The sequence below is a fragment of the Pseudoteredinibacter isoporae genome, assembly GCF_040372805.1.
Classification (GTDB): Bacteria; Pseudomonadota; Gammaproteobacteria; order Pseudomonadales; family Cellvibrionaceae; genus Pseudoteredinibacter; species Pseudoteredinibacter isoporae_A.
Genome location: NZ_BAABWJ010000002.1, coordinates 121705 through 146726 on the forward strand (window position 1 = coordinate 121705; position 25022 = coordinate 146726).

Below are 25022 nucleotides of genomic sequence, written 5' to 3' on the forward strand. Positions count from 1 at the left end.
TTCTGGCTCCATCACAATCACGACTGGAGCCTACACATGATTAAGAAAGTTCTTATTGTTCTCGCTATTTTGGCCGCAACGGTTTTTGCGGCTGGGAAGTGGTTTTTCAGCTTGTTGCCTGACAAGTCTTATTATCAATCGATGAAACACAGCCAGGTGGCGGATATTCCTTACCTGAATCAGGAGCGCCCTGCACATCGGGGAAAAATTCTGGCGGTGGTGACCAGTGTGGACACCATGGGTCGTTCTGGAAAATCCACTGGTTATGAATTCGCCGAGTTGGCCCGAGCTTATTGGGTATTTACCGCTAATGGCTTTGACGTCGATATTGCCAGCCCCCTGGGCGGTGAGCCACCTGCCGTGATTGATGCAGACGATATGGGTGCATTCGACTATGCTTTTCTCAATGACACAACGATTCAGAAGAAGCTCAAGAATACCGTCAGGATTGATTCCGTCGAAGCCTTGGATTATGAAGCCGTGTATTTTGTTGGGGGCAAGGGCACCATGTTTGATTTTCCGGAACATGGAGCGATCAAGGATCTTGTAAAAGCGCTTTACCAAAGTGGGCGAGTGATTGCTGCCGTATGCCATGGCCCCGCAGCGTTGTTGAACGTGCAGTTGGATAATGGCGACTGGCTCTTGGCTGACAAACAGGTGAGCAGTTTCACTAACTCTGAAGAGTTGTTGCTGATTCCCGATGCCGAAACCATTTTTCCATTTTTGTTAGAAAACAAACTGATCGAACAAGGCGCGAAGTTCATTGCGGGTATCGATTACCTGGAACAGGTCGTGCGTGACGGCCAAATTGTCTCCGGACAAAACCCCTGGTCGGTTTGGTCTGTCGCTGAGGTCACGGTCGAGGCGTTAGGATATCAACCCGTACCACGAGTGAGAACCGCAGAAGAGCACTCTGTGGATTTGCTGAAAGTTTATGAGCAGCAAGGCTATGATGCGGCGCTCAAGGAGCTGAACTCCCAAACGGAAGCTTATGAGCAAGTATTGATTCTTATGCATGGCATTCTGGCGTTTATGAAGCTTGAGGTATTTAAGGGGATTGATCTGCTGCGCATCGCACATGAGATTAAGTCCTCCCAATCTTAGATCGCAAAGTCTGTGTCGCTGGGTCGGCGAAGGGCTGGGTATACCTCGCTCCAGGACCAGTGGCCTTTCTGCTTCTCTAGATCGTAAAAAAGCCAAGTTAAACAGGCTTGGCTTTTTTATTCGCACCAATGACTGCTGAACTGTTCCGCAAGACATGCCCAACTCTTGGGTTCACGTCGTTGTGTTATGTTTATTCAGTGACAGAAATTCGTTACCATGCCGCCTGCATTTTCCATTCACCCTGACGGTCATATACGCATGAGTACACTGCTGGAAATCAACAAAGTCACGGCCTTTCAGGGGAACCAGCCGGTGTTCTCCGGTTTGAATCTCCGTATTCAGCAGGGTGAAAAGATCGCTATTCTCGGTCCGAACGGTGCGGGCAAGTCCACGTTGTTGAAATTGCTGAACCGGGAAATATACCCCGTTGTTCAAGCGGGCAGCTTTGTCAAAATTAACGGTAGCGAGACGGTAAAAGTCGATGAGTTGCGGCAGGAGATTGGCTTTGTCTCCCATGATCTGCAAGCGTCCTACAATGTCATCAGTAGTGCTCTTGAAGTTGTTGTTTCTGGTTTTGTGGGCGCCATTGGCTTGTTGTACCAACACTATCCCCTCGAAGATAAACACTACCAAATGGCGCAGCAAAGCTTGGGGCAGCTTGGTCTGGCCCATCTGGCGACACGAAAGTTTCATCATCTGTCGACGGGGCAACAGCGGCGTGTATTACTGGCGCGAGCTATGATTCATCAACCAAAAACCCTGTTATTGGATGAACCCACAGCAGGATTGGATGTTCGTGCCGCATTTGCCTTACTGGATCAGTTATCCGCTCTCTGTGCGGAGGGCCGGGGCATATTACTGTGTACTCACCATGTGGAAGAGATTATCCCGGAAATTGAACGAGTGATTCTGCTGCGCGATGGACAAATCATGGCCGATGGCCCGAAGAGCGAAGTGCTTAATGATGTGATGTTGAGCAAACTGTATTCTGTGCCACTCACTTTGAGTGAGCACAATGGTTATTACCAACTGCGTCGAGCCTGATGCTGGCGGCGAGCAAAGCAAGAGCGTAAGCGAGTTGATGTTATGGAATGGGCGGTAATCGCAGTTTTTGTACCAACGTTTTTCCTGGTCTCTGTGAGCCCGGGTATGTGCATGACCCTTGCGCTTACCCTTGGCATGGCGATTGGTGTGCGTCGTACCATGTGGATGATGGCTGGCGAACTGTTAGGTGTTGTCTCTGTGGCGGCATTAGCCGTGTTGGGCGTGGCTCAACTGCTGCTGCGTTGGCCATTGGCGTTCACGGCCATCAAAATTGTGGGCGGTGCCTACCTCTTGTATGTGGGCATCCAGTGTTGGTTGTCCCGTGGCAAGTTGGCCTTTCAACAAGGCGAAGAGCAGTCGGTAAGCCCGGGTAGCTTGTTTATGCAAGGCTTGGTGACAGCCTGTTCTAACCCCAAAGCCTGGGCGTTTAATATTTCTATCTTGCCGCCATTCCTTAATTTTGAACAAGACATTGCCTGGCAGCTGTTTACGATGTTAGGCATTATTGCACTGTGTGAGTTTGTGTCTATGACCATCTATGCAAGTGGCGGGCGGAGTTTGCGTTACTTGCTCGAGCGGGATAACGGCGCCCAATACTTAAATCGTATTTCCGGCAGTTTGATGATCGCGGTTGCACTCTGGATGTGGTTCTTCTAAGTCTCTTAAACAACGGTATCAAGTCCTAAACGCTTTCGTGCCTGTCCAGCCATTCTTGCAATAGACGGTTGACTTTTTTCGGTTGCTCGCGCTGCATGAAGTGACCCGCACCATCGATAATGTGCAGCTGATAGGCACTCTGAAAAGGCTGCTCTCTCTGGAGTATTTCAAACATGCGGATGTCCATGCAGCCGTCATTTTCACCCGCCAACACTTGGCAGGGCACGCTTACCTTAGCCACGCTGGCGGCCTGACTGGCTTCGCGCCCTTTGCGATAGAGATGACGATAGAAACCGAGAGTGGCTTTCATGACACCCTCCTGGGATAGCTGCTGCTTTACACTTCGAATATCATCGTCAGTAAACGTCCAGGCAGGTGACCAGCGCCGCCACAACCCTTCAATGAACGCAAACTGATTACTACGGCACCACCATTCGGAAAGATAGGGAATCTGAAAGAAAGCAATGTAGGCACTGTTTTTTCGTTGTTGGGGAACTTCCTTTAAGCCCATATTGAAAATAGAAAGATGAGGAATGGCCAGGCAGTTCAAACTTTTTAAGGCATCTGGGTAGCGTGACGCAAAGGCATAAGCAATGATCGCTCCCCAGTCGTGACCGATAAGGTGAAACTGGTCCAGATTCAGTTGCTCTTGAATTGCTCGAATATCCTCTACGCTGTCCATCACAAAATAGCTGTCTGCCAGAGAGCGGGTTTCATAACCTCGCAGGGTAGGTGCGATACAACGATAGCCCGCATTGGCGAGGTGATCGATTTGCGCCAGCCAGGTATCTGCGTTGTCGGGGAAACCGTGCAACAGAATGACCGTGGGGCCTTCGCCTTTACTGAGGTAAGAGTGCTCGCGATCAGCGATTCGAAATCTGTTCGGGGTATGGGCTTGCGTGTCGATTGGCCTAGCTTGGGGCATGATGTCACCTCCTTTTCATTTATGCTAACAAGTCTGGCCAAAGTGCCATATGGCTGAGTTGGCAGAATTTTGGTCATTCCCGTCCATCGTCCGGTAACATTGTTGTCTTGGTAAAAGCCTATGAAGGGGTTGGATCGAAGTTGGCGCTAAACACCACACAAACCGAACGCAAAATTTACAAAAATTTGCCCGGTTTTAATAAGCGTAGGGCGCGTTTTCAGGCATGCTATTGAGCCGTTTGAACAGACCAATGGAAGACGATGGACAACAAGCTTGTAAAAGAGAACAGCCTGAAGGATGAGGAATCCTTTATTTCAATGGAGGCACTGGCAGGCCTGATTTTGATGGGGGCCTCGGTGTTGGCGATGATCATGGCCAACTCACCTTGGAACACCCATTATCAAGGCTTCCTGGAGCTGCCTTTCAGCATTCAGCTGGGTGATTATGGTCTGGCAAAACCATTGTTGCTATGGATTAACGATGGCTTGATGGCCGTGTTCTTTTTTATGGTGGGACTTGAACTCAAACGCGAACTGCTGGAAGGGCAGTTGTCGCGGCCGGCCGATATCCTGCTGCCAGCCATTGGTGCGCTTGGTGGCATGCTGGTGCCTGCTGCCATTTATGCGAGCATCAATTGGCAAGATATCATCGCCCTGAAAGGTTGGGCGATCCCCGCTGCGACCGACATCGCGTTTGCTTTGGGCATTCTCGCATTACTTGGCCCGAGGGTGCCGCTGAGTCTGAAGATCTTCTTAAGCTCTCTGGCCATCATTGATGACATCGGCGCGATATTGATTATCGCATTCTTCTATACGGCGAAAATATCCATGAGCGCGTTGCTGATTGCGGCGGTGTGCCTGGCTCTGTTATATATCGTGAACCGGGCCGGGGTGGAATCAAAGAGTATTTACCTCTTTATTGGGTTGGTGATGTGGGTGGCGCTGTTAAAATCCGGCGTGCACGCCACGTTGGCTGGGGTGCTATTGGCCTTTTTTATTCCCATGTACGCCAGTGATGGTACTTCACCGCTAAAAACCTTAGAGCACGATTTGCACACCTCTGTGGCCTTCTTCATTTTGCCCGTGTTTGCCTTCGCCAATGCCGGTTTGCCATTGGCTGAAATCGGGTTTGAACAGCTCTTGCACCCGGTACCGTTAGGGATTGCTTTAGGTTTGTTTGTGGGTAAACAGTTGGGCATTTTTGGCTTGTGTTTTGTGGCAATTAAAACGGGATTGGCCAAACTACCTAAAGGGATGAACCTGTGGTCGCTGTATGGTACGGCCTGTTTATGTGGTGTTGGTTTTACTATGAGTTTATTTGTAGGGTCGCTGGCGTTCGAGGAAACCGGTGTAAACTTACTCTTCGATGAGCGCCTGGGAATCATTCTGGGCTCGCTGTTGTCCGGTGTTCTGGGCTTTGTCATTCTGCGTAAAAACCTCCCGGCAGTTGAAGAGTTCAGCGAAGAGAATTCGGCTTCAGATCAATCGTAAGAAATCTGTAGGCTAAATAAGCTACACTTAGCTTGAAAAAATAACAGGTTTTGATTTATGCAGGATTTACAGCAACAGTTGGCGTTTATCGTAGAAATGGATCGTCTGAAGTCCGTCTATCGCCAAACGACTATAAAAGATGATAACGACCGTTTTGAAAACAGTGCCGAACACAGTTGGCATATCGCCCTAATGGCCCATGTGTTTGCCCCGTTAACGGATGAGCCCGTAGACATACATCGGGCCTGTCTGATGTTGTTGTTGCACGACATTGTTGAGATTGATGCTGGAGATACCTTTGCGTTTGCCAGCGCGGCGGATATTGCCGCCAAGGCCGATAAGGAGAGTGACGCGGCGGATCGTTTGTTTGGTTTGCTCCCCAGTTCACAAGCGGCTGACTACCGCGCACTGTGGCAGGAATACGAAGACGCTGAATCCGCCGATGCTTGCTTTGCCAAGGCCATGGATTGCCTATTGCCTTTGATTCAGAATATGAACAATGAAGGAGGCAGTTGGCGTCGCCATCAGGTCAGCCGCAGCAAAGTGGTGGCCCGCAATCGTTATCTTGAACACAGTGCTCCGAAGCTGTGGGAATACGCCTTGGAGCAGATCGATCTTGCGCTTGAGAAGGGGTGGCTGCAGGAAGGCTGATCTTCGACCGACACTGGTTTCTGCTACGGTGGTCAGGCGCACGGCAGCAGGATTGACCCCGGCCGGAAACTCGCTACAATCGCCGTACTTACCTATACTGGTAATCGCCCAGGACGAGTGCGTTTCCCGCACTCGCGATCACGATCGAAATCCCAAAGATTCTTGAAAACGCGGTGTGCGATTCAAGAGATAACATTCGAGTTAGCTTATGACATCCGCTTCGTTTAAACATAAACGTAAGTTTTTAGTTCGCTTGGCTAAAGCCCTGCATAAATTCGGCACGCCGGCCTACCGTCTGGAATCCCATCTGAACAACGTCGCCGAGGCTATGGGATTGGAAGGCTCTTTTTTGGTGGCGCCTACTGCATTGACGGTTGTCCTCTGGCCCATAGGTGAGCGAGGCAATCAGGAATATCATTACACGGTCCGGGTCAAACCCGGCGAGTTGGATCTGGGCTCTCTTGCCCGTGCCGATGAGCTGGTTGAAGAGTTGGTTAACGGTGAACGTGACCTGGCCGATGCCCTGGCCAGGTTGGAAGATATTACCAGCCGCCCCCCACCATACCCGCACTGGTTGAACCTGATCGCCTTTGGCGTTTCCGGAGGCGCGTTTGCGATGCTGATGGGAACCAGCTGGGACGATGTGATTGTTGCCTTTGTCATTAGTTTGCTGGTTTACGGCTTGATCTTTGCCTCCCAGTTTTCAAAACGTCTGGCCGATGCACTGGAGCCCTTGTCGGCGATGATGGCGGCGTTTATTGCCGTAGGGGTTTCGCAATACGATTTTCACTTGAACACTTCATTGGTGGTGTTGGCGAGTATCATTGCGTTTATCCCTGGCCTGGCCCTCACGGTTGGCCTTGCGGAGCTGTCCGCACGGGAGCTGACGTCTGGTACCGCTCGCGTCATGGATGCGCTCATGCTGATGTTCAAACTGTATTTTGGCGCTGTGCTGGGCATGGCTCTGGGGTATGTGTGTTGGGGCAAGGTCGACTATCAGCCCACCACGCCGATACCGCAATGGACTTCCTGGATCGCGGTTCTCGCGTTGTCGGCGAGTCTGGTGATTATGTTTAAAGCTCGGCTCCGCGATGGTTTCTGGGGCATTCTCTCTGGGGTGATTGCCTACGGAGTGAGTGTGATGGCCGCTCAGGTCTTCGGCTTGGCTCTGGGCACATTTTTCGGCGCATTGGCGGTTGGAATCTACGCCAACTCCTACGCTCGCTGGCTGAAATCTCCAGCGATTATTGTCACCCTGCAGGGCATGGTGATTCTGGTCCCGGGCAGTAAAATTTATATTGGCATCAATACTGCGGTCAGTGGTCAGCAAATTGTGCCCGCCGATCAAATCGGCACCCAGGCATTTCTGATTTTAATGTCATTGGTCGCGGGCTTAATTTTTTCCAACATTGTGGTGAACCCAAAGCGTTCACTTTAAGTTAACGGTGAGAGGCTAGTATTGAGCACGCCAATAAATCATCAGGACTTCGTCATGACAACATTCCTAAAAACCATCAGTGTGATCAGTATTACTGCGCTGAGTTTAACCGGCTGTGACAAGATCAATAATGCAAATCGCACCATGGATACTATGTTGGGGGGTGACTTCAAAGTGTACATCGCTGGACATAGCAAGGTGTACACCGTCACTAATGGTAAGGTCACCTCGGTGCCTGAAAAAGGCTATTATGTCTTTTACGCCAATGTGGACGGTAAAAAGCGTCTGGTGCAATCGCCGATTGCCACCACGACCATTGAGAAAATCGACTAGCGCATAGAGCTTGGGGGCGTGCCCCCAGCCTTGTGTGATTTACACGGGTTTCTTAAACGCTTTGCGCGCTTTAGTGGCTTTCACACGAAAAGCGCAATCCTCCGCGTGATCGTTCACCAGCCCCATCGCTTGCATGAAGGCATAGGCGGTAGTGGGACCCACAAATTTCCAGCCACGTTTTTTCAGCTCTTTTGAAATGGCTATTGATTCCGGGCTGGTGGAAACAGTTTGTGGGGAATGCGTCGAGTCATCCGGTTCGAAACGCCAAAAGAAGGCGGCGAGTGAGCCTTCTTCCTTTACCATTTCTTTGGCTCTCTTTGCGTTGTTGATGGTCGCTTCGATTTTCCCCCGATGACGCACAATGCCTTCATCTTCGAGCAATTTGTCGATGTGGCGGTCGGTAAACCGAGCGACCTTGTCGAAGTCGAAGTTCTTAAACGCTTTTCGGAAGTTTTCACGTTTGCTGAGAATGGTTCGCCAGCTCAGACCGGATTGAAAACCTTCAAGGCAAATTTTCTCGAATAGGCGTTGATCATCGCTGACCGGATACCCCCATTCGGTATCGTGATATCGCATGTATTCATCACTGGACAAACACCACTGGCATCGCTGTTGGTGATCTGCTGCTCGATTGCTCATTCTCTTAATTCCCTGAGTTACCTTCCATTAGAAAGTGAAGTTCTTTGTTGGCTTTGGCTGGCGTGACTTCGTGAATGTCGGTGTAAACGATATCTTCAATCACGAAAGGGTCCTTATTCAAACGCGTTTCCAGTGATTTTCTGTCTACATTGTGGGCGAGGATGCAGCCACCCAGGTTAGGCTGCAGGCTGCCAACCATCATAAAAACCGCTTCATCCATGCCGGCCTTAATCCAGGCTTTATGCTCGTTCATGAAATCTTTTGCTTTTTCTTTGTTCTTGGAAAATCTGAGAAAAACGATAAACATTGTTGCCTCACATGGGTAAATTTAATGGTATTGAGCCAACCACTCTGTGAGAGTGTCGACTTCCTGGTAGAGAAACGCCTCGTCGTGAAAAGCACTGGCCAGCGTTGCAACGCCTTGGCTGCGTGCCAACAGGTGACGTGCCAGCTCTCTGGCATTCTGTGTGTGCCCCAATGCCAAAAACTGTTGTTCCAGCCAATCTGAAAACAACAAAAAGACCTGATTTGCATTATTCAGTTGGGGGTGTTCCAGTTTGCCCAGTTCTGTTGTTAGGGTGCCAACCGGGCAACCATAGAGGCGTATCTTTGCGCGATTCATGATCAGAATTTTGATAAAGCATTCGATGCGCTCAGAAGGGGACTGGCTGTCTTCTTGCCACTGTTCGAGCATGTCGGCCGTGTTTTCCAAGCGCAGATTGATCACAGACGCCAAAATATCATCCTTGGTTTTAAAGTGATGATAGAAATTGCCACGGGTGATACCGACTGCTTGAGCGATATCCGCAAACGATGTTTTCTCGTAACCTTGCTGATAAAACAACTGATCAGCCGCATCAATGATGCTCTCTTTCGTCGACTTGCTGGACATGGCGAACCCTCTAGGACAGTTGTCCTAAGATATTAGGGCGCTTGTCCTAGTGTGTCAATATCTGTTCGTATGGAGACATCAGATGCTCAGGAATATCGTGTGTGGGCGGGCCAGAGGTCCGCTGGCTTCGACAATAGGACGCTCATTAATACTCACGCAAGATTCTGGATCGGGTGGGCACAAAAAAGCCCGGTAGAACCGGGCTTTTTGAGATGTTCAGTGAAGCGGGTGTTTAGCTTTCAGGATACAAAATAGCACTGTTCACCTTAACGCTCAGTGGGTGATAGCCCACTTTGGCTTCTTCAAAAATTTCACGCGCCAATTCCAGCTTGCCGTTTTCTTTCAGCGCTCGGTACAGCGGGCGTAAGAACTTATTGCGACCAATGCTGGTCAGGAAGCTGTGGACACGCTCAAAGCCTGGTTGATAGTCGTTCTTTACAACCAGCATCAGCCAGCTGTGAGCGACTTCGTTATTACCCGCACTGGTCAAATTGAACTGGGCATCCAAAGCGGCCATTTGCTCAGGGCTGAGGGCCTCAGGCATGCCATCCAAAAAGTATTTCCACTCGTGGCTGGTCCACTTACTGACATCAATCGCATCCAGAGCCAAGCTGCCGTCTAACCAAGCGCTGCGGTTTTTGTCTACGTTCTCAAAGGCCGGGGAGTGTGGTTTAGGGGCGTCTTCCAGCAAACCCGGTTGGAAAATCCACTGTTCAAAACGCTCTTTGGAAAGTTTGTCCGGGTATTGCGCTAAGAGCGTTGATTCCACGTAGGCGAGGAAATCTTCAGTGGTAATACTCTGGAACGCAAAATGATCAAAGTAATTACGCAGGAACTTGTCAAAGTTGTCACGGCCAATGGTGTTTTCCAGTTCATACAGGAACAATGAGCCCTTTTCATAGGGCACATTGGAGAACACAGCATCCGGGTCCATACCGCGCAAGTCAATCGCCATAATTTCGCGGGCATCGTCAAGATCGGCGATGTCGGATTTCAGGTCTTCATAACCCAGTGCCATTTCCATGCGGTAGCGGTCATCGCCATAGATCAACTGCATAATGCGATTAGTGAGGTAGGTGGTGAAACCTTCATTCAGCCATAGGTCGCGCCAAGAGGCGTTGGTGACCAGGTTGCCAGACCAGGAGTGGGCCAGTTCATGGGCGATCAGGGCGGTCAGGCTCTTGTCGCCGGCGATAACGGTGGGGGTGATAAAGCTCAGACGTGGGTTTTCCATGCCACCAAACGGGAAACTCGGGGGCAGAATCAACAGGTCGTAGCGATCCCAGCGATACGGGCCATAAACCTTTTCGGTCGCGATCAGCATGGCTTCAGTGTCTTCGAATTCTTTTGCCGCGGCGTCCAGCATGCTTGGCTCAGCGTAAACGCCAGTGCGCTCGCCCATTGCCTTGAATTCCAAATCACCCACAGCCAGCGCGATCAGATACGAGGGGACTTTCTGCGGCATTTCGAAATGGTATTCACCATCTTTATCAGCTTTGGGGTCGTTATTGGCGCTCATCACGGCGCGCAGTGCTTTCGGGGTGCGAACCGTCGCGCTATAGGTGATGCGCGCTTTTGGGGAATCCTGCAAGGGAACAAAGCTGCGAGCGTGAATGGCTTGGGCCTGGGTGAACAGGAAGGGGTGTTGCTTGCCAGCGGTTTGCTCTGGGGTTAACCACTGCACACCGGAAGCGCCCGGCGAAGTGCTGTAGCTGATACGAATCTTCTTCTGGCCGGCCAGATCAATTGACAGTGGGCTGCCCAGGTGGGCATCTTCCTGCCCCAGTTTGAATTTCAGGGCGGCGGTTTGTGGGCCATCAAGACCATCAACGGCATTAATGCTGAGCGCTCGGGTATCCAGAATCAGCGGCTTGCCGTCTTCATTAAGAGCATCGATATCCAGGGTAGCGGTGCCTGAAATGGTTTTCTGATCGAAATTTACATCCAGATCCAGTGCAATATTTTGCACGGTGTAATCCTGCATGTTGGCGTAGGAGTGATAGTCCACACCGGATTCGATGGCTTTTTCATCGGCGCTTGCAATCGCTGCCGCAGTGGCCAGATCAGCTTCAGTGCTGGCGGTGGCCTGGTTTTCCTCTACGGTGACTTTGGCTGGTGTTTGATCTTTTTCTGTACAGCCTACGCCCAGGGCCACGAGGGCAGCAAGGCAGGTATGACGCAATGTCAGTTGCATAATGGTCTCCAATTCGGTTTGCCCAAAGCTGGGTCAATTCGGCGCTTAGCTTGGCCTTTTTTGGCCTGGCTTGCAATATCTCTTTCACGGGTTCCCGAACGTGCTCAGTTCGAGGGGAGGTGGCTCTCTCCATGCGCTGCAAGCCCAGCGCTTTATAATAAGACGCCGCTGACACAGAAAATATAACGACTGGGCTCGCTGCAGCCTCAGGGGCCCGCATGCGGTGTTGGGTCTGCTTGCTTGCACATAGGGCAACCGTTATGCTCTGGCCGGAATTTAAGAAATAGGAAACCCCATGAAAAAGTTGCTATTGGGAGTCGGCTTAATGAGCACAGTGCAAGCCATGGCATTCGAGCCGTTGACCATAGACCGTTTATTTGATGATCCAGATCTCTCAGGTACCGCGCCGAGGAGCTTAAAGCTCTCCCCGGATGGCCAGCGAGCCACTTTCTTACAAGGGCGTGAAGACGATGCCGGCCGCATGGATTTATGGCAATACAACATCGCCAACGGCAAAACCAGCCTGCTGGTGGATTCTCTGAAATTGCGCGGTGGTGCGGCTGAAGAGTTGTCAGATGAAGAGAAAGCCCGTCGGGAGCGTGCCCGCATCTCCAGTCTTTCTGGAATTGTCAGCTATCAGTTCTCAAATGACGGCAAGCAACTCTTGTTTCCTTTGTCCGGGGATTTGTACCTGTACGATATCGCCAAACAGAATACCCGCGCCCTCACAAATGGCGAAGGGTTTGCTACCGATCCAAAGCTGTCTCCAAAGAGCAAGTACGTTGCTTTCGTTCGCGATCGCAATCTCTGGGTGGCCGATACCCAAGGCGGGAAAGCGCGTCCGCTGACACGCAGTTCCAATAAAAATGAAGCTTGGGGCATGGCTGAGTTTGTGGCTCAGGAAGAAATGAAACGCATGACGGGCTATTGGTGGTCGCCGAATGAAGACGCCATCGTCGCGGCCAAGTTTGATGAAACCCCGGTGCCCATTGCCAAACGTTCTGAAATCTATGCCGATCGTACTGAGGTCATTGAACAGCGTTACCCTGGTGCCGGAACCAAAAACGTGCTGATCAGCTTGGCGATTCTGGACCCGGAAAACAAACGAGCGCCCATTGAGCTGGATTTGGGCGAAGAGAAAGACATCTATCTGGCGCGTGTTAAGTGGTTGGCGGATGGCTCGGGTGTTTTGGTTCAGCGTCAGGATCGCAAGCAGCAACGCTTGGACTTGCTTCTATATTCTGCGAAAGGGGGCAAGCCAACAACATTGCTAACCGAAAGTTCGCCTACGTGGGTGAACCTCAATGAAGATTTACGCACTCTGAAAGACGGCGACTTCATCTGGGCGAGTGAGCGCAGTGGCTTTAAGCATCTTTATCGTTACGATGCCAAAGGCAAACTGAAAAACGCCATCACGTCCGGCGACTGGCAAGTCGATGAGGTGGAAGCCGTTGATCAACAGCAGCAGCAAATTTATTTCACTGGTACCAAAGCTTCAGCTTTGGAAAAACAGTTGTACCGGGTGGATTTCAGCGGTGAAAACCTGACCAGGATTAGCCGTAAGCGCGGTTGGCACAATATCAGTTTTGCGAAAGACGCGAGCGTGTATATTGATTCCTGGTCTGACGATTTGATTCCAAGTCAGGTTAGTTTACACAAATCCAATGGTGAGTTAATTACCCTGTTGGCCGCCAATCAGGTAAAAGAAGGGCATGCTTTGTTCCCATACTTTAAAGGTTTGCAACAGCCCGAGTATGGCAAGCTGAGCACCAGCCTGGGTGGCGATCTGTATTATCAAATGCTGCGCCCGAAGGATTTTGACCCGAAAAAGAAATACCCGGTGTTCCTGCGTGTCTACGGTGGCCCGGGTTCTCAACAGGTTCAGCGTCGCTGGGATGGCCGTTGGGGGCTAACCGATCAATACATGGCGCAGCAGGGCTTTGTGGTATTCACTTTGGATAATCGGGGTTCCGAGCGTCGTGGCAAGAAGTTTGAAGACCCTATCTATGAAAAAATGGGTGACCCGGAAGTGCAGGATCAATTGGTGGGCATTCAGTTCCTGAAGACACAGCCCTTTGTTGATTCTGAACGCATTGGCGTTTTTGGTTGGAGCTATGGCGGTTATATGACTCTGATGATGTTGTCCAAGGCTTCTGATCAAATTGCGGCGGGTGTATCCGTTGCGCCGGTAACCGACTGGATGCTCTACGATACCCATTACACGGAACGCTATATGGGGCTGCCCCAGGAAAATGAAGAGGGCTATAAAAACAGCGCGATCTTCCCACATCTGGATGGCATGACTTCGGATCTGTATTTGATTCACGGTATGGCCGACGACAATGTGTTGTTCACTCACGCGACTACTCTGATGGCAAAGTTACAGAAAAATGGCGTGAAGTTCCGTTTAATGACCTATCCGGGTGAGAAACACGGCATCACCGGTGATGGTCAGCGCACCCATGTGTTTAAAGAAATTACCGATTACTTTATTGAGAAGTTTCAGTAGAGTGAGGGTGATTTAGTGTTGAAAAAGGGTCAGCGGTTGCTGGCCCTTTTTTGTTTTTGATAGCTGTAGTTTGAAATTGCCCTTCGATACGATCTTAAGCCCAGGGCCCAAGCTCGGGGGACGCACAAGTACATCCGTGTAGCTCTGCTTCGACTCCTGTCGAAGAAGCCCCCAAGCTTGGGCCCTAGGCTTAAGATCTGTTTTGATTTGGCCGTTGGGCTTGTAAATGCACTAATAAAGCAATAAGTTATAAACCTACGTCAAGGATGATGATTAAGCGTAAAAACGGAAACCCGCCGCTTAACTGCAGATTTCCTGATCTAGAACCTACTCTTTCTCTACTCATTGAAATGTTAGTTTTATATGAATTCTCAAAATACGCTATACATTGCGGAACCCATGTTTTCAGAAAAACTTCAACGGTTTGATTCAGAAGCTGGTTTTCCGCCAATAAAGAAAATTGGGATTACAACAGGTCATCCGGAACGGCGAGAGCGAGAGCTGCTGGGAACCATAAGCCCGGTGAAGGTTTCTATCGTTAAAGCTTGGACGGAGGTCGATGCTCGTAAAGTGGAATCTATGCTCCACACTATTCTGGATAACACTCGGCTGGATGGTGAATATTTTTGGGATGGAAATGAAACCTTGCTTGATGCGGTCTCCGATTTCATTGCGACCTATCATCCTGAGGCTGAAGAAATTGCTGTGTCTGATGATTCAGATGTTGCTGCGGCTACAGAAGCAGCTATGAAAAGAAACTCTCAACGGATTTACGCGGAAGTGGTTCCTGAACTTGAGTCTTTGTCGATTCCTCACCATATAACAAAAAATGGTAAAGGCGTGCGATTTAAGTTGGGTGAATATTCATTTCATTTGAGTGGGAGAACAGGGGGGCGATACACATTGACAATTTCCTCCAAAACCCAATCAACTGATCAGGCCTTGTCTGATTTTCCCGATTCCCAGGAATTATCACCAAACAGCTCAGAAGACAGCAATCGAAAAGCTCGAATTCCGATGAGTACTCTTGAGGTTATTATACATTCAATTTCTAACTTCCTTTCTTCTCGTGTGGAATGTGTTTGATAGTTGATGTTCTTCTAAAAAATAAAAAAGCCCAACACATTGTGTTGGGCTATGCTCTGGCAGGGTTAAATGTTAGAGCGAAACTGAATCTTGTTTCTTAGTTCTTTTTCAGGAAGTTAAGTTCCTGTACTTACCACAAAAACTTCAACGCGACGGTTCAAGCTGCGGCCGTCGGCGGTGCTGTTGGTGGCACGGGGTTGGCTTTCACCTCGGCCTTCTGTGTCGACACGGTAGCCGTTAACACCTTGCTGGGCGATGTAACTCTTGACGGAGCTGGCACGTTGTTCAGACAGGTTTTGGTTGTAGCTGTCGCTGCCCGTAGAGTCGGTATGGCCCACGATAGTGATACGGGTTTCAGGGTATTTCGATAAAACTTCGCTCATTTTGTTCAATGTGCTGTGAAAGCTGGGCTTGATACGAGCGGAGTCGTAGTCAAAAGATACTTCGTTGTTCAGAACCAATTGGATGGTGTCATCTTTAATGCGTTTGACTTCAATTTCCCGGTTGCGACGTTCGGTGGCCAGTTCATCACGGAAAGCCTGTTCCTGATTGTCCATGTATTTGCCGATGCCCGCACCGGCAGCGGCTCCTACCAGAGCGCCGACAATGCGACCGCGATCACGGTTGCCGTCGTTATCCATTTGGCCGCCGGCCAGGGCGCCAATCACGGCGCCGGAAACGGCACCAATGGCGGTGTTGTTGCGATCTTGCTGACTGCCCGTGCCGGCACAGGCGCTAAGTAAGCCCGCGCTGATGGCGGCGACGATAAAGGCTTTGCTTTGGCGTTTTAGGGTCATAATGGATACCTCAATTTCTCTGTTGGCCGTTTTGATCAGTTTTGCCTCGACCAGTTCCATTGCATTGTTAACGCGAAAGATTAATGGCAGATGAAGCGGACAAACGTTGTTACAAATCTGATACAAATCATGCCTCTGAACTTGGCAGCAAATATGGAGTGAATGTGAAAATTTTGTCATTTTTATTTAACGAGAGGATGTTCACGTTTTGAAGTTCGAGTTCGAGGCGTTCCACGACAGATGACGCAGAAAATGGGTAAAGCTCTGTAAATGCGTCGAGGCTGGGGCTGGAACAGCAGGCTGGTCTTTGCTAATCTTGCCGCCGTATTCAAATTGGAATGTTTTGTGGCTCTTCGATTTCTCATCACATTCATGGTGTTAAGCCATATGCTGATTAACAGCATTGCGGCTTTCCATTATGTGGCTGACCTCGATCATCATGCGGGTGAAGGTTTTCACCTGCATGCCGATGAGCAGTTGTTTGTGGGCCTTAGCGACGTTGCCGATCAAAACCATCAAGATCAAATGGCCGAAAGCTGTTCCGATCAGTCGCCCGTAAGCACGGATGGCCTGATCCCCACCGCTCTGGACCTTGCTAATGATGAGCATGACGATGGCAGTCATGTGCACTTGCAGCTGGAATCCATGTTAGCCAGTGTGCAGCTCTATAACCCGGATTCCCCGGACATGCTGAGCCAGCCAATGCCTGATTACCACAGCTGGGCTTATTCTCCTCCAGTACCTCCGCCTACCGCCTAACTCCCTGTTTTTATTATCTTTTTAGATTAAAACCACGTTGGGTGGTACGGCCTTGTGCCTGCTCGCCCTATGGAGTCAGGTAATGTTATTTACGAAAAAAGCCGCGCTGGGCCTTGTCCAGTGCGCTCCTCAGTTGAGCGCGTCTTTGCTGAGCTTGGCGATTGTCGTCACGCCCGCTCTGGCGGATACGTCGATGACGGCTCGTCCAGAGCGAGCTGCCGTCAGTGACACCACGACGATTCAACCCAAGGCCATCAGTTTGGCGGAAGCCCTGGCGAAGGTTCTTGAGTTGAATCCTCGTTTGCAACAGTTCCCGATGTATTTACGTCAGTACGATCTGAAACGTCTGATTGCCGCCCGGGCACCGGCCTGGCAGCTCAATGGCAGTATTGAAAATGTTCTGGGCACAGGCGAATTCAGCGGTGCGGACAGTGCCGAAATTACGGTGCAGATTCAAAGACTGTTCGAGCGGGGTGACAAAGCCTCCAGGCGAGCCCGTCTTGTGGATGCAGAATTGGCTGCAGAGCAACATGCGTACGAGGTGTTAAAACTGGAAGTTCTGGCCAATACCCGCCGTAACTTCTCTCAATTGCAGCGTTTGCAATCGCTTCAGCAATGGGCCCGAGAAAGCGTGAAGCAACAACGGGAGGCGATGGCCACCGTTCGGCGCCTTGCCAACGCGGGTGTGATTAATCAGGCCGACCGAGACAAGATGCGCTTGCAGGTCCAAAGCAGTGAAGCCTTATTGGAAAATGTGCGAGGTGAATTGCTTGCCCAAAGCTTACGTTTGCAAGCGATGTGGTTAGGTAACGATGCCAATGTGGCCGACCAGGCCACGCTATGGCGCGCCACCGGTGATGTTGATCATCTTCAGGTTCCTAACGAACAAGCGTTGGTTGACGCCTTAGACTCTGCGCCTGAATATCTTCTGGCCAATGCACAAAGTCGAGTAGCCGAAGCGGCCTGGCACCTCAGCCAGAGTCAAAAGCAACTGGATGTCACTCTGGGCTTGGGGCTACGTCGATTTCAGGCGAGCCGTGATCAGGCTCTGTTGCTGGAGTTTTCCATGCCCTTGCAGCAAGGCGAGCGAGCACAGGCCGAGATCAATGTAAGCCACAGCAATTGGCAGATACGACAAGCTGAGCAGGCGCGTTTACGCTGGCAGTTACAGCAACGCTTGTTGCTCTTGCGTCAGTCTTTGATCAATAACCGCGATCAAATTTCCCGCATTGAAAAAGATTTGCTCCCACAGGCGCAACGATACCAGGCCGCCGCCAGGCGAGCGTATGAAGTCGGGCAGTACAGTCTTTTGCAATGGTTGGATGCTCAGATTCAAGTGGTGGATATCAAACGCCAGTTAATTGAATTGCGCAATGACTTCCAGATGAAGTCGATTGAACTTGAGCGTCTCAGTGGCCGTCATCTGGCCAGCTAAACAGGATTTCCAAAAATGAAAATATTGAATATAACGGCGCAGTCTTTACTGCTGTTTGTGGCTTTGCTGCTCTCTCAGGCGGTCTATGCCGGCGGCCATGACCATACTGAAGAGGCGGAGGCCACAGAAGAAACCGGACCGCGTGGAGGCAAGTTATTGCATGAAGGCAATATTGCTGTTGAGGTCACGGTCTATGAAACCGGCGTTCCCCCGGAGATGCGTGTGTTTGTCTATCGTGATGAGCAACTTGTTCCACCGTCAGAATCCCAACTGGCGATTGAACTGCATCGTATTGATGGCCAGGTAGATCAACTGAGCTTCAAAGCCGAGGGTGATTACCTTCGTGGTCAGCAAACCGTAGTTGAACCTCATTCCTATGATGTGTCTGTGCGCCTAGAGCTGCAGGGTAAGTCTTACGATTGGTCCTACGAGAGCCATGAAGGTCGAAGCCAAATCAGCGCCGCTATGGCGAAAGCATCGGGGATTGAAACCGCAATTGCGGGTCCGCAAACGTTGAATATTTCGCGTCAACTCTTTGGTGTGATTGAAGTACCTATCGATCGTCAGGCGGGCATATACGCGCCGTACCCAAGTGTGTTGGAAAATATTCATGTCGCGATCGGTGACAAGGTTAAGGCGGGGCAGAAAATCGCCACGTTGCGCAATATTAAAACCTTGCAGCGATACAGTGTGAAAGCACCCATTGCCGGAGAGGTGGTTGAATGGATGGCGAGCATCGGCCAACGCGTCGACGAGGAAGCTCTGGCCAGAATTGTGGATCTGTCCAAGGTCTGGGTGGAGATGTCTGCCTTCCCTGAAGATATTGAACAGTTGGCACTGGGGCAACCCGTTAGTGTGGCGGATATGCATCAGCACGAAAAAGCACCCGGTGAAATTATCTATATCGCACCGCAAATGACCGGTGGGCACATTGCTCGTGCCCGTGCGCTGATCGATAACGCTGATGGCCACTGGCGTCCGGGCATGCACGTAAAAGCGGATATTCGCACCGCTCAACGTGAAGTTGAATTGGCGGTTCGCAACGAGGCATTGCAAGGGTTTCGCGATTTCACGGTAGTGTTTGGGCGTTTCGACGATCAGTTTGAAGTGCGCATGTTAACGCTGGGGCAGAGCGATGCTGAGTTCACCGAGATTCTGGGTGGATTAAAACCCGGCACAGAATACGCAACCACCAACAGTTTTATCATCAAAGCCGACGTTTTGAAAGACGGCGCAGCACACGACCACTAAGGAGGCCATGATGAAAAATGTAATTGCCTTTGCAGTGCAAAGGCGCTGGCTGATCTTGGCCTGTACTCTATTGCTGGCGGCGTTGGGTGTGTATAACGCCAAGCGTTTGCCTGTAGATGCGGTGCCGGACATTACCAATGTTCAGGTGGTGATCAATGCCCAAGCTGATGGTTACTCGCCATTGGAAGCGGAGCAAAGACTGACCTACATTATCGAAAACGCCATGGCGGGTATTCCTCAGCTGGATTATACCCGCTCTCTGTCACGCTATGGCCTTGCACAGGTCAGTGTGATTTTTCATGAAGGTACGGATATCTATTGGGCCCGGCAGCAGGTTGCTGAACGTCTGCAAGCGATTCGCAATGAACTCCCCGACGGCATAGAACCGGCACTGGGTCCTATTTCGAGCGGCCTGGGTGAAATTTTCAGCTATGTGGTACGCGCCAAGGAAGGGGCTGTGCGTGAAGACGGTTTGGCTTACACGTCTGAAGATTTGCGAACAATTCAGGATTGGATCGTGCGACCACAATTAATTCGCGTTCCCGGTATTACCGAAATCAACAGCATCGGTGGTTATGAGCGCGAATACGAAGTGGTTCCCGAACCAGGAAAGCTGCTGGCATACAAGGTTGACTTGCAGGACGTATTGGAAGCCTTGCAACGCAATAACCAAAATCGTGGGGCCGGTTATATCGAGCGCAACGGTGAGCAATGGTTGATTCGATCGCCTGGGCAGTTAGAAGACCTGCAAGATATCGGTGCCGTGGTCATAGCCAAACGAGACGATGCACCGGTGCGCATCCGAGACGTGGCGGATGTACGGTACGGTAAGCAGTTGCGCAGTGGTGCGGCGACGCAAAATGGCGAAGAGGTTGTTTTGGGAACGGCCTTTATGTTGCTTGGTGAAAACAGTCGTACGGTTTCAGAAGCGGTTGCGGAGAAATTGAATGCTGTGAACAAGAGTTTGCCCGTAGGTGTCGAAGCCGTGGCGCTATACAGTCGCACCAGTTTGGTTGACAAAACCATTGCCACTGTACGCACCAACTTATTCGAAGGTGCTGTGCTCGTGATTGTGGTGTTGTTTACGCTGTTGGGGAATATTCGCGCAGCCTTTATTGCAGCGCTGGTTATTCCACTGAGTATGCTGTTTGCGATTACGGGTATGGCAACTCATCGTGTGAGTGGCAATCTCATGAGCTTGGGAGCGATTGATTTCGGATTGATTGTCGATGGTGCGGTGATCGTTGTGGAAAATACATTGCGTCGACTGGGGCTTGCGCAACATCGTCTCGGACGTGTGCTCACCCTTGAGGAGCGATTGGCCGAAGTGGTGGCGGGCACACGTGAAGTGATTCAGCCTGCGGTATTTGGCATGTTTATTATTATGCTGGTATACCTGCCTATCTTTGCGCTCTCCGGGGTGGAGGGCAAAATGTTCCATCCGATGGCGTTCACGGTTGTGGCTGCATTGTTAGGTGCGATGGTGTTTTCGATTACCTTTGTGCCGGCAACGGTGGCGATTCTTATGGGGGGCAGGATCAGTGAAAAAGAAAATGTCCTGATGGCGAAAGCCCGTCAGACGTATCAGCCGCTGTTGGCCTTGTCGATGCGAGCCCCCATGGCTGTTTTACTGGCGGCAGCAATTCTGGTGGGAGGCAGTGCCTGGCAATTGAGTCGATTGGGGTCAGAGTTTTTACCCCAGTTGGATGAGCACGATATCGCTATGCATGCCTTGCGTATCCCTGGCACGGGTTTGCAACAGTCCATTGATATGCAAATGCAGTTGGAATCGGTAGTGAGTGAGTTTGCTGAAGTGAGCCATGTGTTTTCCAAGATTGGGACGCCGGAAGTGGCTACGGATCCAATGCCACCCAGTGTTGCTGACACTTACGTGGTACTGAAGCCAAGAGAAGAATGGCCCGACCCGGATAAAAGCAAAGCTCACCTACTGAATGAACTTCGGGCTGCGGTCATGCCAGTGCCAGGTAACAAATACGAATTTACCCAGCCAATCGAAATGCGTTTCAATGAACTGATTGCCGGTGTCCGAGCTGATGTGGCGGTGCGTGTTTACGGGGACGATATGGCGGTTTTGGAAGCAGCGGGCAAGCAGGTTGCAGAGCTATTGGGAAGTGTCGAAGGCGCGAAAGATGTTCAGCTTCAACAGTTGACTGGTTTGCCCATGCTGAGTGTGGAGCCCGAACGGGATCATTTGGCATTACTGGGTTTAACCGTGGACGATGTCCAACAGAATCTGCGTGCAGCGATTGCGGGCATTGATGCCGGTGTGATCTACGAAGGTGATCGGCGTTTTCGTTTGTTGGTACGCTTCGACGATGAATTGCGTCAAAACACAGAAGCCCTCGCGCGTTTGCCAATTGCATTACCCGAAGATGCCAACCCCGAATTACGTTATGTCCCGCTTGGGGAAATTGCCAATATACGAACCATTCAAGGACCGAATCAGATCAATCGCCAAAGTGGTAAACGCAATGTTGTGGTGACCGCGAATGTGGAAGGGCGGGATTTGGGGTCGTTTATCGCGGATACCCAAACTATGATGAATCAGGCGTTGGACATTCCAGCCGGTTACTGGATCGACTATGGCGGTACCTTTAAGCAACTTCAGTCGGCCAGCGAACGTTTGACTCTCGTCGTCCCGCTAACTTTATTATTGATCCTGGGCATTTTGTACAGTACTTTCAATTCGCTGCGCGACGCTTTGATTATATTTAGCGGTGTGCCACTGGCGTTAACGGGTGGGGTAGTCGCTTTGAGTTTACGGGAAATGCCACTGTCTATTTCCGCGGTTATTGGTTTTATCGCCCTATCGGGTGTGGCGGTGTTAAACGGTGTGGTTATGTTGAGTTTTATTCGGGATCTGCGCCGTCAAGGCCGAGACTTACCGTCCGCGATTCGGGAAGGTGCCAGTGCAAGGTTGAGACCGGTCTTAATGACGGCGCTGGTCGCCAGTCTGGGATTTGTCCCTATGGCGTTTAATACCGGAGCCGGAGCAGAGGTGCAAAGACCGCTGGCAACGGTGGTTATTGGTGGTATTGTGTCGTCCACGTTATTAACACTGGTGTTGCTACCTGCGCTTTATCGTTTGGTCTATAAAAAATAAGTTGTGAGGTCAGAGTGTGGCTCTGACCCAATCTATTCAAGTGACAAGTTGCTATGAGTGATTTAGCGAATGTGCATGACGCTATTGCGAACCTCGGTATTGAGGGTGATCTCAGCGCTTACGGGGCTGAGGTTGTGAGCACCTTGTTGCTTGGTTTTCATTCACCTAAAAGCGACATTGATGTTGTCTGTTGTTATTCAGATCAATCCTCTTTTGCAACCGAACTTGCTGGGTTGTATGGGGCGTTAGAGAACTTTGAGCTAAAAGTGTGCCAGGAGTATTGTTTGTGTCGCTTTTATTTTCAGGGCTTTCAGTTTGAAATCTACGGTGAAGAAACACCCGTCATCAAACAGAACGCTTACCGGCACTTTCAGATTATGCGTCGCGTAAAAATGCTAAGTGATGAGAAGTTCGCACGGAACGTTCGTGCATTGCGTCGCCAGGGTTTCAAGCCTGAAGCTGCAATCTGCCAATTGCTGGGAATAGACGGTGAGCCCTATCATGCCATCCTGGTTTTGGAGAACAAAACCAATGAAGCGCTAACGGAATTACTGTCTCGCCTATAGGCACTCATTGGGCTTTACTTCTTTGCTTGTGACTCTCTATGTTATTTTTCTGTGTCTTTGTCTGCCAGGGTGAGGCTACGGATAATTAACTTGAAGCCTGGACTGGTGAGTGCTTTGTCCTCAATGGGCACCTGGGTCATCATGTAAAGAGACTGGCTGTCGGACATCAGTTTTCGATGTCTTTGAATGTGGGGCACCTTGATGGTGGCGATATCCATCGTATAGTAATAGCTGATGATATGGAGGGCTTCTCCGGTTTTGGTGACTTTATCGGCCACGGTTTTTTTGTCGACGGTAATAAATCCATCGAAGGTGGATTGAAGTCCCTCCATTACACTCTCGGCGTATTCCTCCGCGCTGATGGTATTGGTTGCATCGAAAATCGTTAAGCTTACTAATGCCGTTCCTGGTGATTCCAAGTTGATATGCCAGCCATGTTCATCTCTACGATTTTCCTGAATCTTCCAGTTGCCAGGATACTCAAAGCTGAGTGAGTCTTGCTGAAACGTCATGGGGTTATCGAGATCGGGATGTTGCTCAGAGCAACCCATCAGCGCTGAGGTGAATATCAGGCCCAACAGTAGCATTCTTCCAATGCATAAAGCGGGTTGTGCGAAGTGGTGCGGTTTGATTGGGAATAGCATCGTATCCATGATCTCATCCTATGTTATCGATCCTTGAGGGGGCGGCTAATGTTCAGGAGAATGTGGACGCTTTTTGAAGCGTTTCGCCCATCGTAGTACATAAGCCGCTAAATAGGCAGCGATGGCCGACAGAACAAACTGTCCACTCATCAACAGCGCCAACTTCGGCCAAAAATTAATTTCCTCGCTGAGGAAGCTCAGGAACCATTTGCCGGGTAGGGCAAACACTTGATATACCCAGATACCAATATGGAAAAAATAATTCGCGGACAGCGAAGCGAATGCCAATAAGGACATCAACGCCGCGACAAGTAAGGAGCGTTTGATCATCAAAAAATCTCAGGTTTTGTTATTGTGCAGTCGTAAGGCAAGAACTTCTTGCCAGAGTTCGTGGCTGAGCGTGGTCGCGGACACGGCGCGGCAACCCTTACGATTGCTGCCTGACCACAATGGGCTGTAATCATCAGAATGATTGGCTTCCGCTTTGGCCCTTAGCGGCGCGACGGCGGGTGTGGCGTAGGGGAATGCAGGAGCATCACTGCATATATTCCCCAGATCCTCCATCAGTTTGTTGGAAATTCCGCGTGCCGGTCGGCCTGAAAATACATTGGTGAATGTGGTTGCACGTGTATTGTCCAGTATGGCGTCTTTATGAACTTGGCTGCTGCTGGCTTCATCACAGAGCAAGTAATTTGTGCCCAATTGTACGGCGTCTGCACCAAGGTTCAGCATCTGCTGAATATCGGCCGCAGTGGCAATCCCGCCCGCAGCAACAATGGGCGTGTTGATGGCGCTTTTGCACTGTTTCAACAGGTCAAGCGTGCTAACTTGCGTTTGTAAATCTTCGCTGAGAAACATTCCCCGGTGTCCGCCCGCTTCTAAACCTTGAGCAATAATGATATCAGCACCATGATCTTCGAGATACCGTGCTTCTTCCTGAGTCGTCGCGGAAGACAGCACAATGGTTCCCCAGGATTTTACTTGCTGCATCAGTGAGTCGTTGGGTAAACCAAAATGGAAACTGATGACCGGTGGACTATAACTGGCCAGCCGATCGGCAATTGTCTGATCGAATGGGCGCCGCAAAGTGCCCAGCTCTTTCGGAGGCGAGACATCCAGAGCTTGATAATGTTTGGCCAGACGGTTTTGCCACTTGTGCAGGCTGTGCTCGTTAAGGTCAGGCATATGGTGGCAAAAGAAATTCAAATTGTAATTCGCATCCGAATGCTCACGAAAGGCCTGAATTTGCGCGTCGATTTGTTCCGGGCTCAACATCCCGCAGGGAATTGCACCGAGCCCACCAGCATTAGCCACCGCCACGGCCAAACGCCAATCCTGCGCGCCCGCCATAGGCGACTGGAGCAGGGGAATATCGATGCCAAGGGTTTCGGTAATGCTCATGGTGTGTGTCCAGCGTTTCTGTGGCTTGCTTCCATTATCACTATTTGAGTGACGTTCGGATAGTTCACGGCGCGCTGAAAAGG

At 50.5% G+C, this 25022-nt stretch carries 23 protein-coding genes; 14 read left to right on the forward strand and 9 right to left on the reverse strand.

Features of this window, described 5'->3' with window-relative positions; all coding sequences use genetic code 11:
• Positions 1-36 precede the first annotated feature (36 nt).
• The 3 genes from ABWW03_RS06905 to ABWW03_RS06915 all read left to right on the forward strand — a co-directional run bounded on the left by ABWW03_RS06905 (position 37) and on the right by ABWW03_RS06915 (position 2805).
• Positions 37-1104 carry a type 1 glutamine amidotransferase domain-containing protein gene (locus ABWW03_RS06905; protein WP_353407268.1) on the forward strand — a complete coding sequence of 356 codons (1068 nt, stop codon included), beginning with the start codon at positions 37-39 and terminating at the stop codon, positions 1102-1104.
• Positions 1105-1320: 216 nt separating this feature from the next.
• A complete protein-coding gene (locus tag ABWW03_RS06910) occupies positions 1321-2148 on the forward strand; it encodes an ABC transporter ATP-binding protein (RefSeq protein ID WP_353407270.1) in 828 nt (275 codons plus the stop codon).
• A 42-nt stretch (positions 2149-2190) separates the two neighbouring features.
• A complete protein-coding gene (locus ABWW03_RS06915; protein WP_353407271.1) occupies positions 2191-2805 on the forward strand; it encodes a LysE family translocator in 615 nt (204 codons plus the stop codon).
• Between the two features lie 25 nt (positions 2806-2830).
• Here the strand turns inward: ABWW03_RS06915 and ABWW03_RS06920 are convergent, their stop codons facing one another.
• Entirely contained in the window at positions 2831-3730 is a 900-nt protein-coding gene (locus tag ABWW03_RS06920; RefSeq protein WP_353407272.1) for an alpha/beta fold hydrolase, read from the reverse strand.
• A 260-nt stretch (positions 3731-3990) separates the two neighbouring features.
• On the opposite strand from ABWW03_RS06920, the gene nhaA reads away from it, so the two are divergent.
• The 4 genes from nhaA to ABWW03_RS06940 all read left to right on the forward strand — a co-directional run bounded on the left by nhaA (position 3991) and on the right by ABWW03_RS06940 (position 7642).
• A complete protein-coding gene (nhaA, locus tag ABWW03_RS06925) occupies positions 3991-5220 on the forward strand; it encodes a Na+/H+ antiporter NhaA (RefSeq protein ID WP_353407273.1) in 1230 nt (409 codons plus the stop codon).
• A gap of 57 nt (positions 5221-5277) precedes the next feature.
• On the forward strand, positions 5278-5871 hold the full coding sequence (locus tag ABWW03_RS06930) for an HD domain-containing protein (RefSeq protein ID WP_353407274.1): 594 nt from the start codon (positions 5278-5280) through the stop codon (positions 5869-5871).
• Positions 5872-6079: 208 nt separating this feature from the next.
• Entirely contained in the window at positions 6080-7309 is a 1230-nt protein-coding gene (locus tag ABWW03_RS06935; protein WP_353407275.1) for a threonine/serine ThrE exporter family protein, read from the forward strand.
• A gap of 54 nt (positions 7310-7363) precedes the next feature.
• On the forward strand, positions 7364-7642 hold the full coding sequence (locus ABWW03_RS06940; protein ID WP_353407277.1) for a hypothetical protein: 279 nt from the start codon (positions 7364-7366) through the stop codon (positions 7640-7642).
• Between the two features lie 39 nt (positions 7643-7681).
• Here ABWW03_RS06940 and ABWW03_RS06945 read toward each other — a convergent pair whose 3' ends face one another.
• The 4 genes from ABWW03_RS06945 to ABWW03_RS06960 all read right to left on the reverse strand — a co-directional run bounded on the left by ABWW03_RS06945 (position 7682) and on the right by ABWW03_RS06960 (position 11367).
• A complete protein-coding gene (locus ABWW03_RS06945; RefSeq protein ID WP_353407278.1) occupies positions 7682-8281 on the reverse strand; it encodes a DNA-3-methyladenine glycosylase I in 600 nt (199 codons plus the stop codon).
• Positions 8282-8285: 4 nt separating this feature from the next.
• Entirely contained in the window at positions 8286-8534 is a 249-nt protein-coding gene (locus tag ABWW03_RS06950) for a YciI family protein (RefSeq protein ID WP_353407280.1), read from the reverse strand.
• Positions 8535-8609: 75 nt separating this feature from the next.
• Positions 8610-9173, reverse strand: a complete 564-nt coding sequence (locus ABWW03_RS06955; protein ID WP_353407281.1) for a TetR/AcrR family transcriptional regulator — start codon at positions 9171-9173, stop codon at positions 8610-8612.
• A gap of 232 nt (positions 9174-9405) precedes the next feature.
• The gene (locus ABWW03_RS06960) at positions 9406-11367 is read right to left on the reverse strand and encodes a M1 family metallopeptidase (protein ID WP_353407282.1); all 1962 of its coding nucleotides are present in this window, start codon (positions 11365-11367) and stop codon (positions 9406-9408) included.
• 295 nt (positions 11368-11662) lie between these two features.
• Between ABWW03_RS06960 and ABWW03_RS06965 the strand changes: the two genes are divergently transcribed.
• Complete coding sequence (locus ABWW03_RS06965) at positions 11663-13876, forward strand: S9 family peptidase (RefSeq protein ID WP_353407284.1); 2214 nt, start codon at positions 11663-11665, stop codon at positions 13874-13876.
• Positions 13877-14239: 363 nt separating this feature from the next.
• Positions 14240-14962, forward strand: a complete 723-nt coding sequence (locus tag ABWW03_RS06970) for a GIY-YIG nuclease family protein (protein WP_353407286.1) — start codon at positions 14240-14242, stop codon at positions 14960-14962.
• A gap of 116 nt (positions 14963-15078) precedes the next feature.
• Here ABWW03_RS06970 and ABWW03_RS06975 read toward each other — a convergent pair whose 3' ends face one another.
• Positions 15079-15759, reverse strand: coding sequence for an OmpA family protein (locus tag ABWW03_RS06975; protein ID WP_353407287.1), 681 nt, complete (start codon positions 15757-15759; stop codon positions 15079-15081).
• A gap of 345 nt (positions 15760-16104) precedes the next feature.
• On the opposite strand from ABWW03_RS06975, the gene ABWW03_RS06980 reads away from it, so the two are divergent.
• The 5 genes from ABWW03_RS06980 to ABWW03_RS07000 all read left to right on the forward strand — a co-directional run bounded on the left by ABWW03_RS06980 (position 16105) and on the right by ABWW03_RS07000 (position 22894).
• The gene (locus ABWW03_RS06980) at positions 16105-16518 is read left to right on the forward strand and encodes a hypothetical protein (RefSeq protein ID WP_353407289.1); all 414 of its coding nucleotides are present in this window, start codon (positions 16105-16107) and stop codon (positions 16516-16518) included.
• Between the two features lie 82 nt (positions 16519-16600).
• Positions 16601-17953, forward strand: a complete 1353-nt coding sequence (locus tag ABWW03_RS06985; RefSeq protein ID WP_353407290.1) for a TolC family protein — start codon at positions 16601-16603, stop codon at positions 17951-17953.
• Between the two features lie 15 nt (positions 17954-17968).
• Positions 17969-19204, forward strand: a complete 1236-nt coding sequence (locus ABWW03_RS06990; RefSeq protein ID WP_353407291.1) for an efflux RND transporter periplasmic adaptor subunit — start codon at positions 17969-17971, stop codon at positions 19202-19204.
• 7 nt (positions 19205-19211) lie between these two features.
• Entirely contained in the window at positions 19212-22328 is a 3117-nt protein-coding gene (locus ABWW03_RS06995; protein WP_353407292.1) for an efflux RND transporter permease subunit, read from the forward strand.
• 53 nt (positions 22329-22381) lie between these two features.
• Positions 22382-22894, forward strand: a complete 513-nt coding sequence (locus ABWW03_RS07000; protein WP_353407293.1) for a DUF4269 domain-containing protein — start codon at positions 22382-22384, stop codon at positions 22892-22894.
• Positions 22895-22935: 41 nt separating this feature from the next.
• Here the strand turns inward: ABWW03_RS07000 and ABWW03_RS07005 are convergent, their stop codons facing one another.
• From ABWW03_RS07005 to ABWW03_RS07015, 3 genes are read right to left on the reverse strand one after another with little or no spacing between them, the layout of a single operon-like run.
• The gene (locus tag ABWW03_RS07005) at positions 22936-23547 is read right to left on the reverse strand and encodes a hypothetical protein (RefSeq protein ID WP_353407294.1); all 612 of its coding nucleotides are present in this window, start codon (positions 23545-23547) and stop codon (positions 22936-22938) included.
• 36 nt (positions 23548-23583) lie between these two features.
• Positions 23584-23868, reverse strand: coding sequence for a hypothetical protein (locus tag ABWW03_RS07010; protein ID WP_353407295.1), 285 nt, complete (start codon positions 23866-23868; stop codon positions 23584-23586).
• 9 nt (positions 23869-23877) lie between these two features.
• Entirely contained in the window at positions 23878-24939 is a 1062-nt protein-coding gene (locus tag ABWW03_RS07015; RefSeq protein WP_353407296.1) for an NAD(P)H-dependent flavin oxidoreductase, read from the reverse strand.
• Positions 24940-25022: the final 83 nt, after the last annotated feature.

Excerpts from the sequence above, each read along its gene's own strand:
- ABWW03_RS06960 (WP_353407282.1), bottom strand. The coding sequence starts at position 11,367 with ATGCAACTGACATTGCGTCATACCTGCCTTGCTGCCCTCGTGGCCCTG.
- ABWW03_RS07005 (WP_353407294.1), bottom strand. The coding sequence starts at position 23,547 with ATGGATACGATGCTATTCCCAATCAAACCGCACCACTTCGCACAACCC.
- ABWW03_RS06955 (WP_353407281.1), bottom strand. The coding sequence starts at position 9,173 with ATGTCCAGCAAGTCGACGAAAGAGAGCATCATTGATGCGGCTGATCAG.
- ABWW03_RS06935 (WP_353407275.1), top strand. The coding sequence starts at position 6,080 with ATGACATCCGCTTCGTTTAAACATAAACGTAAGTTTTTAGTTCGCTTG.
- ABWW03_RS06905 (WP_353407268.1), top strand. The coding sequence starts at position 37 with ATGATTAAGAAAGTTCTTATTGTTCTCGCTATTTTGGCCGCAACGGTT.
- ABWW03_RS07015 (WP_353407296.1), bottom strand. The coding sequence starts at position 24,939 with ATGAGCATTACCGAAACCCTTGGCATCGATATTCCCCTGCTCCAGTCG.
- ABWW03_RS06920 (WP_353407272.1), bottom strand. The coding sequence starts at position 3,730 with ATGCCCCAAGCTAGGCCAATCGACACGCAAGCCCATACCCCGAACAGA.
- ABWW03_RS06970 (WP_353407286.1), top strand. The coding sequence starts at position 14,240 with ATGAATTCTCAAAATACGCTATACATTGCGGAACCCATGTTTTCAGAA.
- ABWW03_RS06945 (WP_353407278.1), bottom strand. The coding sequence starts at position 8,281 with ATGAGCAATCGAGCAGCAGATCACCAACAGCGATGCCAGTGGTGTTTG.
- ABWW03_RS06915 (WP_353407271.1), top strand. The coding sequence starts at position 2,191 with ATGGAATGGGCGGTAATCGCAGTTTTTGTACCAACGTTTTTCCTGGTC.
- ABWW03_RS06910 (WP_353407270.1), top strand. The coding sequence starts at position 1,321 with ATGCCGCCTGCATTTTCCATTCACCCTGACGGTCATATACGCATGAGT.
- ABWW03_RS06990 (WP_353407291.1), top strand. The coding sequence starts at position 17,969 with ATGAAAATATTGAATATAACGGCGCAGTCTTTACTGCTGTTTGTGGCT.
- ABWW03_RS06930 (WP_353407274.1), top strand. The coding sequence starts at position 5,278 with ATGCAGGATTTACAGCAACAGTTGGCGTTTATCGTAGAAATGGATCGT.
- ABWW03_RS07000 (WP_353407293.1), top strand. The coding sequence starts at position 22,382 with ATGAGTGATTTAGCGAATGTGCATGACGCTATTGCGAACCTCGGTATT.
- ABWW03_RS06985 (WP_353407290.1), top strand. The coding sequence starts at position 16,601 with ATGTTATTTACGAAAAAAGCCGCGCTGGGCCTTGTCCAGTGCGCTCCT.
- ABWW03_RS06995 (WP_353407292.1), top strand. The coding sequence starts at position 19,212 with ATGATGAAAAATGTAATTGCCTTTGCAGTGCAAAGGCGCTGGCTGATC.
- ABWW03_RS06940 (WP_353407277.1), top strand. The coding sequence starts at position 7,364 with ATGACAACATTCCTAAAAACCATCAGTGTGATCAGTATTACTGCGCTG.
- ABWW03_RS06975 (WP_353407287.1), bottom strand. The coding sequence starts at position 15,759 with ATGACCCTAAAACGCCAAAGCAAAGCCTTTATCGTCGCCGCCATCAGC.
- ABWW03_RS06950 (WP_353407280.1), bottom strand. The coding sequence starts at position 8,534 with ATGAACGAGCATAAAGCCTGGATTAAGGCCGGCATGGATGAAGCGGTT.
- nhaA (WP_353407273.1), top strand. The coding sequence starts at position 3,991 with ATGGACAACAAGCTTGTAAAAGAGAACAGCCTGAAGGATGAGGAATCC.
- ABWW03_RS06965 (WP_353407284.1), top strand. The coding sequence starts at position 11,663 with ATGAAAAAGTTGCTATTGGGAGTCGGCTTAATGAGCACAGTGCAAGCC.
- ABWW03_RS07010 (WP_353407295.1), bottom strand. The coding sequence starts at position 23,868 with ATGATCAAACGCTCCTTACTTGTCGCGGCGTTGATGTCCTTATTGGCA.